16 protein-coding genes are annotated in these 13,700 nt (G+C 64.2%); 11 read left to right on the plus strand and 5 right to left on the minus strand.

The features are described from left to right. Positions 1-305 precede the first annotated feature (305 nt). The 6 genes from pstS to X268_RS23015 all read left to right on the plus strand — a co-directional run bounded on the left by pstS (position 306) and on the right by X268_RS23015 (position 3,974). Positions 306-1,361 carry a phosphate ABC transporter substrate-binding protein PstS gene (gene pstS / locus X268_RS22990; protein ID WP_128927032.1) on the plus strand — a complete coding sequence of 352 codons (1,056 nt, stop codon included), beginning with the start codon at positions 306-308 and terminating at the stop codon, positions 1,359-1,361. A gap of 91 nt (positions 1,362-1,452) precedes the next feature. Beyond that, a complete protein-coding gene (locus tag X268_RS22995; RefSeq protein ID WP_128927033.1) occupies positions 1,453-1,800 on the plus strand; it encodes an ArsR/SmtB family transcription factor in 348 nt (115 codons plus the stop codon). 11 nt (positions 1,801-1,811) lie between these two features. Continuing rightward, complete coding sequence (locus X268_RS23000) at positions 1,812-1,985, plus strand: hypothetical protein (protein WP_245477612.1); 174 nt, start codon at positions 1,812-1,814, stop codon at positions 1,983-1,985. Positions 1,986-2,002: 17 nt separating this feature from the next. Then, entirely contained in the window at positions 2,003-2,413 is a 411-nt protein-coding gene (gene arsC / locus X268_RS23005) for an arsenate reductase (glutaredoxin) (RefSeq protein WP_128927034.1), read from the plus strand. Continuing rightward, positions 2,413-3,111 (plus strand): MIP/aquaporin family protein, encoded by a 699-nt coding sequence (locus X268_RS23010; protein ID WP_128927035.1) that lies wholly within the window; start codon positions 2,413-2,415, stop codon positions 3,109-3,111. Before arsC ends, X268_RS23010 begins: the two co-directional genes overlap by 1 nt. A gap of 164 nt (positions 3,112-3,275) precedes the next feature. Next, on the plus strand, positions 3,276-3,974 hold the full coding sequence (locus X268_RS23015; RefSeq protein WP_128927036.1) for an ABC transporter permease: 699 nt from the start codon (positions 3,276-3,278) through the stop codon (positions 3,972-3,974). On the opposite strand, the gene X268_RS23020 is transcribed toward X268_RS23015, so the two are convergent. Further along, positions 3,948-4,757, minus strand: a complete 810-nt coding sequence (locus X268_RS23020; RefSeq protein ID WP_128927037.1) for an ABC transporter substrate-binding protein — start codon at positions 4,755-4,757, stop codon at positions 3,948-3,950. The two genes, X268_RS23015 and X268_RS23020, sit on opposite strands and share 27 nt — an antisense overlap. Positions 4,758-4,923: 166 nt before the next feature. Here X268_RS23020 and X268_RS40565 point away from each other — a divergent pair, with 166 nt between their 5' ends. From X268_RS40565 to X268_RS23040, 5 genes are all read left to right on the plus strand, one after another. Continuing rightward, on the plus strand, positions 4,924-5,052 hold the full coding sequence (locus X268_RS40565; RefSeq protein ID WP_283818273.1) for a hypothetical protein: 129 nt from the start codon (positions 4,924-4,926) through the stop codon (positions 5,050-5,052). Between the two features lie 122 nt (positions 5,053-5,174). After that, positions 5,175-6,434, plus strand: a complete 1,260-nt coding sequence (locus tag X268_RS23025) for a hypothetical protein (RefSeq protein WP_128927038.1) — start codon at positions 5,175-5,177, stop codon at positions 6,432-6,434. A 60-nt stretch (positions 6,435-6,494) separates the two neighbouring features. After that, entirely contained in the window at positions 6,495-6,776 is a 282-nt protein-coding gene (locus X268_RS23030; RefSeq protein WP_128927039.1) for a Plug domain-containing protein, read from the plus strand. A gap of 164 nt (positions 6,777-6,940) precedes the next feature. Continuing rightward, positions 6,941-7,825 carry a BJP family subclass B3 metallo-beta-lactamase gene (blaBJP, locus tag X268_RS23035; RefSeq protein ID WP_128927040.1) on the plus strand — a complete coding sequence of 295 codons (885 nt, stop codon included), beginning with the start codon at positions 6,941-6,943 and terminating at the stop codon, positions 7,823-7,825. Positions 7,826-8,245: 420 nt separating this feature from the next. Then, on the plus strand, positions 8,246-10,264 hold the full coding sequence (locus tag X268_RS23040; RefSeq protein ID WP_128927041.1) for a putative bifunctional diguanylate cyclase/phosphodiesterase: 2,019 nt from the start codon (positions 8,246-8,248) through the stop codon (positions 10,262-10,264). Between the two features lie 93 nt (positions 10,265-10,357). Here X268_RS23040 and X268_RS23045 read toward each other — a convergent pair whose 3' ends face one another. From X268_RS23045 to X268_RS23060, 4 genes are read right to left on the minus strand one after another with little or no spacing between them, the layout of a single operon-like run. Further along, the gene (locus X268_RS23045) at positions 10,358-11,077 is read right to left on the minus strand and encodes an ABC transporter ATP-binding protein (protein WP_128927042.1); all 720 of its coding nucleotides are present in this window, start codon (positions 11,075-11,077) and stop codon (positions 10,358-10,360) included. Further along, positions 11,070-11,825, minus strand: a complete 756-nt coding sequence (locus X268_RS23050) for an ABC transporter ATP-binding protein (protein WP_128927043.1) — start codon at positions 11,823-11,825, stop codon at positions 11,070-11,072. Before X268_RS23050 ends, X268_RS23045 begins: the two co-directional genes overlap by 8 nt. Continuing rightward, positions 11,822-12,820 (minus strand): branched-chain amino acid ABC transporter permease, encoded by a 999-nt coding sequence (locus tag X268_RS23055; RefSeq protein ID WP_128927044.1) that lies wholly within the window; start codon positions 12,818-12,820, stop codon positions 11,822-11,824. The genes X268_RS23050 and X268_RS23055 overlap by 4 nt, the downstream gene beginning before the upstream one ends. Beyond that, positions 12,817-13,692, minus strand: a complete 876-nt coding sequence (locus tag X268_RS23060; RefSeq protein ID WP_128927045.1) for a branched-chain amino acid ABC transporter permease — start codon at positions 13,690-13,692, stop codon at positions 12,817-12,819. The genes X268_RS23055 and X268_RS23060 overlap by 4 nt, the downstream gene beginning before the upstream one ends. Positions 13,693-13,700: the final 8 nt, after the last annotated feature.

Consider the following 13,700-nt stretch of genomic DNA (forward strand, 5'->3'; position numbering starts at 1 on the left):
ACCTGATCCGCCCTCTCCTTAAAGCATCCATGGCCGGAATAAAGCCGCCGCCAGCCGCAAAAAGGCATGATTTGGCCTTCCGGTCCGCGGCTTACCCCCGAATTTGCCCCTGCCCTTGCCCGTCGCAGGCGGAGGGACGGCTGGGCCAGGCACGCTTCGGACCATCCTCGATCTACATCAATCGGACGACGCGGCGCCGCTGACCGTGTGGTGTGGTTGACGCGCAATAGCCGGCGCGAATCCCTCGCGCAGCGATTGTGACATCGACCACATCGGCTTCGTGCCCAGCTGTCAGCGTCGCGCAAATGAAGAAGCATATTGCACTTCCAATCATCCTCACCGCCCTGCTCGTCGCAACGCCAGGCCTGGCAGCGGAGATCAGAGGAGCCGGTTCAACCTTCGTGTCGCCCGTGATGGCGAAATGGACCGACGCATACAAGTCCAAGACCGGAAATGTCGTCAGCTATCAGGCGGTCGGCTCCGGGATCGGCTTCAACCTCATCAAGAAAGAAGCCGTCGATTTCGGCACCAGCGACATGCCGCTGGACCCGAAGGAGTTGGACCGGCTCGGCCTGATGCAATTCCCGATCGTGATCGGCGGCGTCGTCCCCGTAATCAACATTGCCGGCGTCAAGCCCGGCCAGGTCCGCTTCACCGGGCAGGTACTCGCCGACATCTACCTCGGCAAGATCAAGTCCTGGAACGACCCCGCCATTAGCGCGATCAATCCCGACATCGGCTTGCCGAACGCGCCGATCACGGTGGTCCATCGCATCGACGGCTCCGGCACGACGTTCAACTGGTCGAACTATCTTGCGAAGGTGAGTCCGCAATGGAAGGCGAGCATGGGCGAAGGCACCGCGGTCGAGTGGCCGCTCGGCCTCGGCGGGAGGGGCAATGACGGCGTCGCCTCGCTCGTCGGTCTTATTCCTGGCGCGATCGGCTATCTCGAATACACCTACGCGCTGCAACGGCTCGACCGGATTTCCTTCGGAATCGTGCAGAACAGCGCCGGCAACTACGTCGTGCCCGACGCCGCGTCTTTCCAGGCCGCGGCCGCCAGCGCGGACTGGAAAGCGGAGAAGGACTTCCATCTCGTGCTCACCAACGCGCCCGGTGAAGACGCCTATCCGATCACGGCGACGACATTCGTGCTGATGCCGAAGACCCCGAAATATCCAGAGCGCTCCGCAGCCGCCGTCGACTTCGTCCGCTGGGTGCTGGACAACGGCAAGTCCCAGGCCGAGACGCTCAACTACGTCCCGCTGCCGCCCGCCCTGATCGACCAGATCGAACGCTATTGGCAGCAGAGCATCGCCGCCGTCCCCGCGATTTCGGCATCGGCGACCGTCAAACGCTGAACCTCGAAGGCCGATTGCAATATCGAGATCGGGGCTCACCGGGCTCCAATCCCGATTGACAGCCGTCCATTATTTCAATACTCGTTGAAATATGGAAAAGAGGGACGCCGTCGCAGCACTCGCCGCGCTCGCTCAGGACAATCGCCTCGACATCTTCCGCCTGCTGGTGCAGGCCGGTCCCGGCGGCCTGACTGCCGGCGCCGTGGCTGAGGCGCTGGGTCTTGCCCCCAACACGCTGACCTTCCACTTCGACCGGCTGCGGATGGCCGGGCTCGCGACCGTCCGGCGCGAGGGGCGTTCGATGATCTATGCGGGGCGGTTCGAGACCATGAACGCGCTCATCGGCTTCCTGACCGAAAACTGCTGCGGCGGGGGGTCATGCGCTCCGACAAAGCCGTCGAAACCGGCGCGACAGCGCAGCAAAGTGCCCGCAGCCTGAAAGGATAGACCATGAAGCGCCTGCACGTTCACGTGTCCGTCGAGGATCTCCCCCGTTCCATCGACACCGATTACGGCGACGGCACCGGCGAGAACCAGGCTCGGGTCGCTCGCGAGAAGCCGGAGCAGCAGTCGGCCTGCTGTGCGCCGCAGGTGGCGCCGGCGACCTCGCGGGCCTGCTGCTGAGCAAGGGGGCATCCGCAATGGACGCGATTATCTACCACAATCCCGAGTGCGGCACGTCGCGCAACACGCTTGCCATGATCCGCCACGCCGGTATCGAGCCGCACGTGATCGAATATCTCAAGACGCCGCCGTCGCGGGCCCTGCTGCAGCAGCTCATCGCCCGCATGGGGATCTCGGTGCGCGAGGCCGTTCGCGAAAAGGCGGCACCCTATGCGGAGCTCGGGCTCGGCAACGCGGCGTTGACCGACGATCAGCTGCTCGACGGGATGATGGCGCATCCGATCTTGATCAACAGGCCGATCGTGGTGACGCCGAACGGCGTCAGACTCTGCCGCCCCTCCGAACTGGTGCTGGATCTGTTGCCACCGCAGCGGGGCGAATTCGTCAAGGAAGACGGCGAGCGCGTGCGGCTGGATCGCGACGCCTGATGCCGAGCCTCGCACAGCGCGCCTTCGCCGAGTGGCTCGGGACGGCGTTCCTGCTCGCCGCCGTGGTCGGCTCCGGGATCATGGCGCAGCGACTGTCCGGTGGAAACGTCGCACTGGCGCTGTTGTGCAATACGATCGCCACCGGCGCCATCCTCGTGGTGCTGATCCTGACCTTCGGCCCGATATCGGGTGCCCATTTCAATCCGGCTGTGACGCTGGCATTCGCCTTGCGCCGCGAAGTGCCATGGACGGACGCTGCGACCTACTCCATCGCCCAAATCACCGGCGCGATCGCCGGTGTGGGGGTTGCCCACCTGATGTTCGAGCTTCCTGTCCTCCAGCTTTCTCTCACAGACCGTGCCGGGGCCGGACAATGGTTGGCCGAGGCCGTGGCCACCTTCGGTCTGCTATCGACGATCTTCGGGGTCGGACATCGCACCATCACTGCTGTTCCTTACGCCGTCGGCCTCTACATCATTTCGGCATACTGGTTCACCTCGTCCACGTCGTTCGCCAACCCCGCGGTCACCATTGCCCGTTCGCTGTCCGACACATTCGCGGGTATTGCCCCACAAGGCGTAGCGGCTTTCATTGCCGCTCAATTCGTCGGGGCGGCTCTCGCCGTCCTGCTCGCGCGATGGCTTTGGGCTTGCGAAAGGCGGAGCCCTCCGGGAATCACGTCAGAAGAGCCTGCATGACGCGGCACCAACAGCTTTTTGATTGAACCGCGTTTTCAAACCGTCACTCCCGGGTATTCTGTGGCTGTCAACAAAACCCGCTGGAACCAGTCCGTGAGGCGATTTCGAACGGCCGATATCGACGATCAGGAGCCATTCCGCCCGGCGCAACAGCGTCAGGCCGGATGAACGACTTCGTACGATCCATTGGCGCTGCGTTCTCGCTGATCCGCGGAGCCGACGCTGAGCTGCTCGGCATCGTCGCATTGTCGGTTCGTGTCAGCCTGACCGCGAGCATCATTGCCCTGCTGATCGGCGCGCCGATCGGGACCTTGCTCGCGATCACCCGTTTCCGCGGCCGGCAGGTGATCATCGTGCTGACCAATGCGCTGCTCGGCCTTCCGCCGGTCGTGGTCGGGCTCGCGCTCTATCTTCTGCTGTCGCGGTCCGGCCCGCTCGGAGCGGCCGGACTGCTGTTCACGCCGGCCGCCATGGTGATCGCGCAGACGCTGCTCGCCACCCCGATCGTGGTGGCGCTGGTGCATCGGCCCGCCAGCCTGCTATGGGCGGAATATGGCGATCTGGCGCGGATCGACGGACTGTCGGCCTTCCGCAGCATGGCGCTTCTGTTCGCGCTCGGCCGGACTTCGCTGCTGACGGCCTTTCTCGCCGCGTTCGGACGCGCCATCGCCGAGGTCGGCGCCATCATCATCGTCGGCGGCAACATCCGCGGCTTCACGCGCACGATGACGACCGCGATCGCGCTGGAGACCAGCAAGGGCGCCCTGCCGCTGGCGCTCGGGCTCGGGCTGATCCTGCTCGCGCTCAGCGTCGCGGTGTCGACCGTCGCCTTCCTGCTAGTGGGACGCGTTGGGGAAAAATAGCTGCTCGCCGCCGACCTTGTACCCGGCGATCGCCTCCTGTCCCTTCGGCGAGAGGAGCCAGTCTATGAAGGCCTGCCCGTCCTTGGCCTTCACGTTCGGGTGCTTTTCAGGATTGACCAGCATGACGCCGTACTGGTTGAACAGCCGCTTGTCCCCTTCCATCAGGATGGCGAGTTCGCCGCGGTTCTTGAACGACAGCCAGGTGCCGCGATCCGACAGCAGATAGGTGTTCGACGACGAAGCCATGTTCAGCGCCGGGCCCATGCCCTGGCCGATCTCCCGATACCAGCCGTCCTTTGCCGCGCCGACGTCGACGCCCGCTTCCTTCCAAAGCCGGAGCTCGGCCGCATGCGTGCCGGACTTGTCGCCGCGCGAAACGAACGGCGCCTTGGCCGCCGCGATCTTGCGCAACGCATCCGTGACGTCCTTGCTGCCGGTGATCTTGGCGGGATCGCTCTTCGGGCCGATGATGACGAAGTCGTTGTACATGACGTCGAAGCGCCTCACACCCTGCCCTTCCGACATGAACTTGTCTTCGGCTGCCCTGTCATGGACGAACACCACGTCGGCATCGCCGCGCCGCCCGATATCCAGCGCCTGGCCGGTACCGACGGCAACGACCTTCACGCTGATGCCCTCCTCCTCTGCGAACAGCGGCAGCAAATGGCCGAACAGGCCTGATTGTTCCGTCGAGGTGGTGGAGGCCACAGTGATGGCGCGATCCTGCGCAACCGCGATCGTGGACCAGAGCAAAACCGCTCCGATGGCAACTCGTCTCTTCATCCCTCGTCCTCGCACCAGATGGCGGGTGTTCCAAGCTACCCGGAGCGGCCGACGCAGGGAACCCCACCTTCGGTGCATGACTCCCTGGACCATCCTTGCGACGCGCGTCGATTGGGAACGACCCTTCCGCGCAAGTTGTTGACGGTGAACCCAGGAGGAGAACGAGATGAAGAAGCTCATCTTGGCATCGGCATGCGGTCACGCTATGGCTTCACGACGACGCAGCCTCTCGGTGACGGCTGCATTTCATTCGGTCACCACCCACGCGAGGAACGTGTGGATGTTCTGCAATTGATCTCGCCTACATTGACAGGGATGTGACGGCCGGGGCAGCTTTTGATATTGCTGACGAATCAGCGATTGCCTCACGCCCGAGTACCTCTTGGACAACTCCTAGTGCTTTCGAGACTGATATCGTTGCTGCGCCGCATCCCTGCGGTGAAATGGGCTTTCGCCCGGCTTCGGCCAGCGCCGCATGGCGGCAGCATCGACGTCCCGCCGGCCGTCGAGGACGTCTCGCCTGTCATCAACGAAGACACTACGGCAAAAGACATCGCAGCCGAAACCATCGCGGAAGCCGCCTCGGCTGACGTCACCGTGACCAACACGGTTTCGGCGCGCGACGACGCCGACCTCGCGGCTCCTTCTCTCCAGGATGATACTGCAATCTCCATTGTCGCGGAGAGTCCGCCGGCCGCGCCAACCGACGCCAGCGCTAACGACGATTCCTCCCGCGAGACGCCGTCCGACATCGAGCCGGTCGTCGAGCCGGAGTCTTCGGTCCCGGCCGCCGAGATCGAAGTCGCGACAGAAGATGCTCCCGAGCCCGTCATCAGCAACGATCCTGCGGTGGAAATCGCCGTGACGGTCGAGTCCGTCGACGTGGAGCCGGTTGCGACCGATGCCGTCAGCCAACCGGTCGAAGCCGCGGAACCCGGCGTCAGCACCGATCCAATCCCGGTCGAGGCCGAGGCCGACGTCCTGGCTGAGACATCGTCGTCGCCCCTCGACGTCGAGGGTGCTCCCGTTGATGCTCCTGCCCTCGTCACGGACGATGATTGTTCGCCTGATGCCAACGTGGACGTTGAGCCGACCCTAGGCGAGTCGCGCGTCACATCTGCCGATGCCGAAGCGCCGGCAGAGCCTGCTCCCGAGAATCGCCGCGACAGCGCTCCCTCGCTCGGCGATGCCATGGTCATCGAGCCGGCTGCTGCGGATCTTGCTGTGCCCGCCGTCGCGCAGCACAGTTCCACCGAAGCGGCCAGCGTCGTCACCGACATCGAGACAGCTCCGGTTCTCGTCTCTCCTTCTCCGCAACGACGCAGCACGCCGAAAGCACGTGCGAGAGCCGCCGAACCTACCGATCGCGCCACGCTGATCCGGCAGCGCTGGGCGGAAAGCGGGATCAGAATGTGGAATCCTCGGCTTCACGGCACCGGCGAAGCCACGCTGAACATCCAGGGTAGTATCGGGCTGCTGCCGCCCGCGCCCGGCGAGACAATGCCGCGCTACGACAAGCTGGAATTCAAGTTGCTCGGCGGACAGATCGTCTGCGAGGGCGTCATCGTGGACGCCCCCGTGCAGGCGAGCCATCGCAATTTCACGCGGCTGGCCGAACCCGGGAAACTCGAGCGGGTCCGCGAACCGGCCCGGGAACGCCAGGCTGCTCTCGCCTGATCCTTTCTCCTGCGACCGCCGCGATGTGCTAGGCTGATATCCCGACATGGGAAATCGCATATGCACACAAGCCCGTTGCTTCTGGTCGTGATCGCTACATTTTGCATCTCACAGCCGGCCGTCGCTGCCGGCAAACGGACACGTCATGACGTCGCGACCGTTGGCGCCACTGATCCAGCCGCGTCCTACAAGGCCGACCGGCTCTCCTCCTCGCGCGGAGAGTCGATCCTCAACACGCCGGGCCAGACCACCGTGCTGACGCGACAGATGCTCGACGACATGAACGCGACCAGCCTCAGAGGCGCCATGCGCTCGATCGCCGGCGTGACCATCGGGCGCTAAGCCTCCCACCCGGCTTTTCGCCGACAGGCTGCTATCCCGCGCGGCGGATCAATGTTCCTCACACGAAGCAGTTGCCGGCAATGCCGGCCGCAACGTAACCTGCGCGCGGTCGAGCCGCGATATCCGCCCGATCAAAACGACAAGAACACGATGGGAGGCAAACCATGAGAACGATCACGGCGGCATTGTGCGCGCTGGCACTGCTCGCGACGGGCGCGCGAGCGCAGACCATCGAGGATTTCCTGGCGACGGTCATGCAGAAGTGGACGGCGCCGTTCGAGCCGTTCCAGCTCATCGGCAACATCTACTATGTCGGGACCGAGGGTATCGCCGTCTACGCTATCAAGACATCGCAGGGCCTGATCCTGATGGACACGGCGATGCCCCAGTCGACCGGCATGATCAAGGACAACATCGCCAAGCTCGGCTTCAAGGTCGCCGACATCAAAATCGTCCTCAACTCGCACGCGCATCTCGATCACACCGGCGGTTTTGCCGAGATCAAGAAGGAAACCGGCGCGCAGCTCATCGCCGGCGAGCGCGACAAGCCGCTGCTCGAAGGCGGCTACTATCCCGGCGACGAGAAAAACGAGAACCTCGCCTTCCCACCGGTGAAGGTCGACCGTACGGTGAAGGAAGGCGATAAGGTAACGCTCGGCGACACCACGCTGACTGCGCATGCGACGCCCGGCCACTCGCCGGGTTGCACGAGCTGGGAGATGACCGTCAAGGACGGCAATCAGAGCCGCGAGGTGCTGTTCTTCTGCAGCGGCACTGTGGCCCTGAACAGGCTGGTCGGTCAGCCGACCTATCCCGGTATCGTCGACGACTATCGCGCGACCTACGCCAAGGTAAAAGAGATGAAGATCGACGTGCTGCTCGGCCCCCATCCGGAGGTCTACGGCATGCAGGCCAAGCGCGCGCAGATGAAGGACGGCGCGCCGAATCCGTTCGTCAAACCGGACGAGCTTGCAACCTATGCGACCGGCCTGTCGCAGGAGTTCGACAAGCAACTCGCCAAGCAGACCGCGGCGCTCGAAAAGAAGTAGCGGTCATTGGATGCGGTCTGTCACCTCTCTTCCATCGAGGAGGGCAACCGCATATGGATTTCACGAGGACTGTGTGCGGACTTGCCTCCGCCTCTCCCGCTTGCGGGAGAGGGAGCCCAGGGCCGCCGCATCGTGCACTCCATACGCGATGGCCTTGCCTTCGAGGGGAGAGGTGCGGCAAGACGTTGCGCCTGAGCACATGGTTAGCGGACCGTAGCGGTTCTGGCAGGACTTTGCTGCCGATAGGTCTGCTGATGCGGCCTCTTATCGTTAACGCGGCCTCACCAATGCACTTGACGGGTAGGGATCTGCCAGCGTGCACCCCGCGCTGGCCCGTCGGCGCGGGATCAATCTAACGCGCCCTTTACCCCCGCCGTGCAAGATCGCCCCTGTTTTCAGGGGATCCGGGCTCGTATTTCAATGCCTTTCGCCGATTTGAAGTCTCATCTCGCCGCCACGATACGGTTGTTTCGCGTTCCGGCCGACAATCCGGATCTGATGCGTGCGCAGTTCGACGCCTTTTCCAAGCAGGTCCCGCTGCTCTACTTCATCCTCATGAGCAACACGATCGCGGTGGCCTACACCTATGTGAACGTGGCGCCGGACTGGCTGACGATGATCGTGCCGAGCGTGCTCACCGTGCTCGCCGGCTTGCGGACCTATTGGTGGCTGCACCAGCGTCACCTCGTGCGCAGCGACGCCGACGTCCTGCGCAATCTGCGCGCCACCAACTGGCTGACCCTGCCGATCGGCGCCGGCTTCACCGCCTGGTCCTTCGCGCTCTACCCCTATGGCGATCCCTTCGCCAAGAGCCAGGTTGCCTTCTACATGGCGGTCACCGTGATCGGCTGCATCTTTTCGCTGATGCATCTGCGTTCGGCGGCCTTGATCGTGACGCTGATCGTCGACGTGCCCTATGTGCTGTTCTTCTTCGCCACGGGCGAGCCGACGCTGAAGGCGATCGCCGTCAACAACCTCCTGGTTTCCGGTGCGATGGTGACGGTGCTGTTCATCTATTCCCGCGACTTCGCCGATCTCGTCGCCAGCCGCAAGTCGCTGCTCGCGCAACAGGCGGCGACGCAGGCGCTCTCGGACGAGAATTTCCGCCTGGCCAATCTCGATTCCCTCACCGACCTGCCGAACCGCCGCCGCTTCTTCGCCGAACTGTCGAGCGCCTTCGCCGACGCCGAGCGCAGAAACGTTCGCGTCGCTGTCGGCATCATCGACCTCGACGGCTTCAAGCCGATCAACGACAATTACGGCCATTCGGTCGGCGACCGCGTCCTGATCGAGGCCGGCCTGCGCATCCGCGAGGTTTGCGAGGGCTTCGGCCCGCAGCGCGTGGAGTTCGCCCGGCTCGGCGGCGACGAGTTCGGCCTCGTCGTATGCGGCGATCCCGAGGATTCGGACCTGATGCGGCTCGGAGAACGCATCGGTAGTCAGGTCAAGCTGCCGTATCAACTCGACACCGCCCATACCGGGCTGTCCTGCTCGATCGGCTTCGCATTGTTCCCGGACTCCGCGACGACGTCCGAAGCGCTCTATGAATGTGCCGACTATTCGCTCTACCACGCCAAGCGCCATCTGCGCGGCCGCACCGTGATCTTCTCGAGCGAGCTCGAAGCCGAGATCCGCAGCCGCGGCGTCATCGAGAACCTGTTGCGCACCTCCGATTTCGGCGCGGAGATGGGCCTGGTGTTCCAGCCAATCGTCGACGCGATGAGCGAGCACACCGCGGGTTTCGAGGCACTGGCGCGCTGGCACAGCCCCCGTCTCGGCTGGGTTTCTCCTGCCGACTTCATTCCCGCCGCCGAGCGCATCGGCCTGATCCGCCCCCTGACGCAGGCCCTGCTGGCGCGTGCGCTGGCAACCGCCAGAGCCTGGCCCGATGACATCCGCCTGTCGTTCAACCTGTCCGCTCACGACGTCTGTGCCGCCGAAGGCATCCTGCCCCTGATCTCGATCATCGAGAAAAGCGGCCTGTCGCCGCGCCGAATCGACTTCGAGATTACCGAGACCGCAGTCACCTTCGATTTCGTGCGCGCGCAGCAGTCGATCGCAACGCTGAAGGCAATGGGCTGCGGCATATCGCTGGACGATTTCGGCACCGGCTATTCGTCGTTGAGCCACGTGCACCGGTTGCCGCTCGACAAGATCAAGGTCGACCGCAGCTTCGTCGCCGATATCAACGAGAATCCGGTGAGCCACAAGATCGTCAAGTCGCTCGCGGGCCTCTGCGACGACATGGAGATCGCCTGTGTGGTCGAGGGCGTCGAGACCCGCGCCCAGCTCGACAGCCTGCGCCGGCTCGGCTGCGATTTCATCCAGGGGTATTATTTCGCCAAACCCATGCCGGCTGATGCGATCGTCGACTATCTGGCGAACGAACGCCAGCGCCTCGACGGCAGCGGAGCCAAGGTGTGGCCTAAAGCGCGATGAGACTTGGATGAATCGTCATCGCGCTTTAGCTTTTTGTTTGCGCATGATCTTTCCGGAAAACCGCTTCGCGCTTTTCCGGATCATGCCTTAGCGTCAGACGGCGCAGTAGCGCTCCTGGATGTCCTTGTCCGCGAGCAGCGCCGCGGCGCTGCTCTGGTGCACGACCTCGCCCTGATCGATGATCACAGCGCGGTCGGCCAGCCGCAGCGCCCATTCGACGTTCTGCTCGACCAGCAGCAGCGTCTTGCCCTCGTCGCGCAGGCGGCGGAACAGCACGCCCATCTCCTCGACGAGGACGGGCATGATGCCTTCCGAGGGCTCGTCCAGCAGGATCATCTTGGGTCTTGCGATCAGCGCACGCGCGATCGCCAGCATCTGCTGCTCGCCGCCCGAGAGCGTGACGCCTTCCTGGTCGAGCCTTTCCTTCAGGCGCGGAAAGGTCTCGGCGATCTCGTCGATTGCCGCTCGCTCCTCGATGTCGCTGCCGGCCGCGACGAGGCCAAGCCGCAAATTCTCGCGCACGGACAGGCCGGGCACAATGCGGCGCTCCTCGGGCACATAGGCAAGGCCAAGGTGGAAGCGCTGATGGGCCCGCAACGGCAGGAGATCCCTGCCCGCGAAGCGCACGTGGCCGGTCGCCTTCGGCATCAGGCCCATCATCGCCCGCAAGGTCGTGGTCTTGCCGGCGCCATTGCGGCCAACCAGCGCGACCACCTCGCCCTCGTTCACGTGCAGCGAGATGCCATGCAGGATATGGCTTGCGCCATACCAGGCATGGAGGTTCTCGATTTCGAGCAATGCGGTCTCAGCCATAGCCTTCACTCTGTCCGAGATAGACCCGGCGGACTTCCGGATTGCTCCTGATCTCGTCGGGCGCGCCGTCCGCGAGCAGCTGGCCGTGATGCAGCACCACGACGCGCTTCGACAGGCCCAGCACCATCTTCATCTTGTGCTCGACCAGAAGCACGGTGCGCTTGTCGGCGAGCCGTTCCAGCAGCGCGACCATGTCCTTGGTCTCTTCCGGGCCCATGCCTGCGGTCGGCTCGTCGAGCAGCAGCAATTCCGGCTCGGATACCAGCGCGATCGCGATCTCCAGCGCGCGCTGCTGGCCATGCGAGAGAAATTTTGCCAGTTCGGCACGCTTGCCGAGCAGCCCGACCGCTTCCAGCGCCGCATCGGCACGCGCATTCAGCTCGGACAGCCGGGCGCGGCTTCGCCAGATATCGTAGCTCACGGTCAGAGCCTGGGCCGCAACGCGGACGTTCTCATGCACTGACAGGTCCGGAAAGATGTTGGTGATCTGGTAGGAGCGCGAGATACCCTGATGCACGAAGCGGTGCTGCGGCAGGCCATTCAGCTCGCGCCCTCTGAAATGCAGCTTGCCGGACGTCGGCGTCAGTGCGCCGGAGAGGATGTTGAAGAAGGTGCTCTTGCCGGCGCCGTTCGGTCCGATGATCGATGTGAGCTGCCCGGCGGCAAAGGACACGGTAATGCCTTCGAGCGCGACGAAGCCACCGAAGCGCTTGCCGATCCCCTCGGCACGAAGCAGTTCGCCGCTCATGGCCGCGCCTTTCCGATGCCGAAGCCATCCAGCAGCGTGCCCCAGATGCCCTTGGGCAGGAACAGCACGAACAGCACGAAGATCGCGCCGACGAAGATCTGCCAGTGCGGCGTCCAGAGCGAGATGACATCTTCCAGGATCAGGAAGCTGGCCGCCCCGACGAAGGGGCCGAAGAAGCTGCGCGCACCGCCGAGCAGCACCATCATCACGATCATGCCCGAGGTCTGATAGTGCAGGATGTCGAGCGGGACGATCGACAGATGCAGCGCCAGCATGCAGCCACCGAGTGAAGAGATCGCCCCCGACAGCATGAACACGACCAACTTGCTGCGTTCGACGTCGTAGCCGCAGGCCCGCGCGCGCTGTTCGTTCTCCCGGATCGCCTCGATGACGGCCCCGAACGGCGAGTTCAGGATGCGTGACTGGAACCAAAGCGCCAGCGCCGCGAAGGCCATCAGCACGTAGTATTTGTTGACGGGGTCGAGGAAATTGACCTGGAGGCCGAACAGGCTGACGCGGTCGACGGTGAAGCCGCGCAGGCCGTTCTCTCCGCCGGTGATGGACGCCGCCTGGAGCGCGACGTAGTAGACCAGCTGCGCCAAAGCGAGCGTCACCATGGAGAAATAGATGCCACGGGTGCGGGTCGAGATGACCCCGATCAGAGCCGCAAGGCAGGTGCTGAGCAACACGGCGAGCGCGACTGCGGCAAACCACGGCACGCCATAGCGGCCGATCGCAATGCCGGTGAAGTAGGCCCCCGCACCGAAGAACGCCGCCTGGCCGAACGACAATAACCCCGTGTAGCCGAATAGCAGATTGTAGCCCATCACCACGACGCCGTAGATCAGGACGTTGACGGCCAGCGCCTTGGACGGCAGCAGCCAGGGCAATATCGCCAGCACTGCGATCGACAGCAGCACGCGGTGGTCGAGGACCCGGCCGAGCCCGCTGGCTGCAGGTTTGGCGAGCGCCTCGCCGCTCGATGGTCCCGTCACGCCGTCCTCCCTCTCACGCCGAACAGGCCTTGCGGGCGGATCAGCAGCACCACCGCCATCAGCGCGAACATCACGATGGTCGCCATTTCAGGAGCGAACAGCGCCACCATGCTGATGGAAATGCCGACCATCAGGCCGGCGACGACCGCGCCGACGATCGAGCCGAGGCCGCCGATCACGGTGACGACAAAGGCTTCGGCCAGAACCAGCGAGCCCATCTCCGGATTGACGCTGCGCATGGGTCCGGCGAGCACGCCGCCCAGCGCGGCGAGCCCGACCCCGAGCCCGAAGATTGCGAGCCAGACCCGGCCGATATCGACCCCGAGCACCTGCATGATGGTGGGATCGCGCGCACCCGCACGTACGATCAGGCCGACGCGGGTCTTCTCCAGCGTCAGCCAGAGGACCAGCAGCACCACCGCCACCAGCACGATGACGAACAGGCGGTAGCGCGGGAAGAAGCCGATGCCGAGATCGAGCACGCCGATCAGCTGCGGCGGGGTCGGAAACGGAATTCCGTCGCTGCCGAACACGATGCGCACGCCCTCAACCAGGATGTAGCTGAGGCCGAAGGTGAGCAGCAGCGGATCATCGATCGAGCGTCCATAGAGCCGACGAATCAGGACGAACTCGATCAGCATGCCGAAGACGCCGATCAGGATGGGAGCAAGCAGCAATCCCCACCAGAAGCTTCCGGTGAGCGATGCCAGATACAGCCCCGCATAGGCTCCGATCATGAACAGCGCACCGTGGGCGAAATTGACCACCCCGAGCATGCCGAACACGATCGTCAGTCCAAGCGCAGTGATCACCAGGACCGCGCCGAGCGCGATCCCGGAGAGAAGCTGCATGATGATCAGCGACAGGTCCATCGGCCAGG

The organism is Bradyrhizobium guangxiense (genome assembly GCF_004114915.1).
GTDB lineage: Bacteria > Pseudomonadota > Alphaproteobacteria > Rhizobiales > Xanthobacteraceae > Bradyrhizobium > Bradyrhizobium guangxiense.

Coding starts and splice junctions, on each gene's coding strand:
- X268_RS23010 (WP_128927035.1), top strand. CDS start 2,413: ATGCCGAGCCTCGCACAGCGCGCCTTCGCCGAGTGGCTCGGGACGGCG.
- X268_RS23030 (WP_128927039.1), top strand. CDS start 6,495: ATGCACACAAGCCCGTTGCTTCTGGTCGTGATCGCTACATTTTGCATC.
- pstS (WP_128927032.1), top strand. CDS start 306: ATGAAGAAGCATATTGCACTTCCAATCATCCTCACCGCCCTGCTCGTC.
- X268_RS23050 (WP_128927043.1), bottom strand. CDS start 11,825: ATGAGCGGCGAACTGCTTCGTGCCGAGGGGATCGGCAAGCGCTTCGGT.
- X268_RS23060 (WP_128927045.1), bottom strand. CDS start 13,692: ATGGACCTGTCGCTGATCATCATGCAGCTTCTCTCCGGGATCGCGCTC.
- X268_RS22995 (WP_128927033.1), top strand. CDS start 1,453: ATGGAAAAGAGGGACGCCGTCGCAGCACTCGCCGCGCTCGCTCAGGAC.
- X268_RS40565 (WP_283818273.1), top strand. CDS start 4,924: ATGAAGAAGCTCATCTTGGCATCGGCATGCGGTCACGCTATGGCTTCA.
- X268_RS23020 (WP_128927037.1), bottom strand. CDS start 4,757: ATGAAGAGACGAGTTGCCATCGGAGCGGTTTTGCTCTGGTCCACGATC.
- X268_RS23000 (WP_245477612.1), top strand. CDS start 1,812: ATGAAGCGCCTGCACGTTCACGTGTCCGTCGAGGATCTCCCCCGTTCC.
- blaBJP (WP_128927040.1), top strand. CDS start 6,941: ATGAGAACGATCACGGCGGCATTGTGCGCGCTGGCACTGCTCGCGACG.
- arsC (WP_128927034.1), top strand. CDS start 2,003: ATGGACGCGATTATCTACCACAATCCCGAGTGCGGCACGTCGCGCAAC.
- X268_RS23045 (WP_128927042.1), bottom strand. CDS start 11,077: ATGGCTGAGACCGCATTGCTCGAAATCGAGAACCTCCATGCCTGGTAT.
- X268_RS23015 (WP_128927036.1), top strand. CDS start 3,276: ATGAACGACTTCGTACGATCCATTGGCGCTGCGTTCTCGCTGATCCGC.
- X268_RS23040 (WP_128927041.1), top strand. CDS start 8,246: ATGCCTTTCGCCGATTTGAAGTCTCATCTCGCCGCCACGATACGGTTG.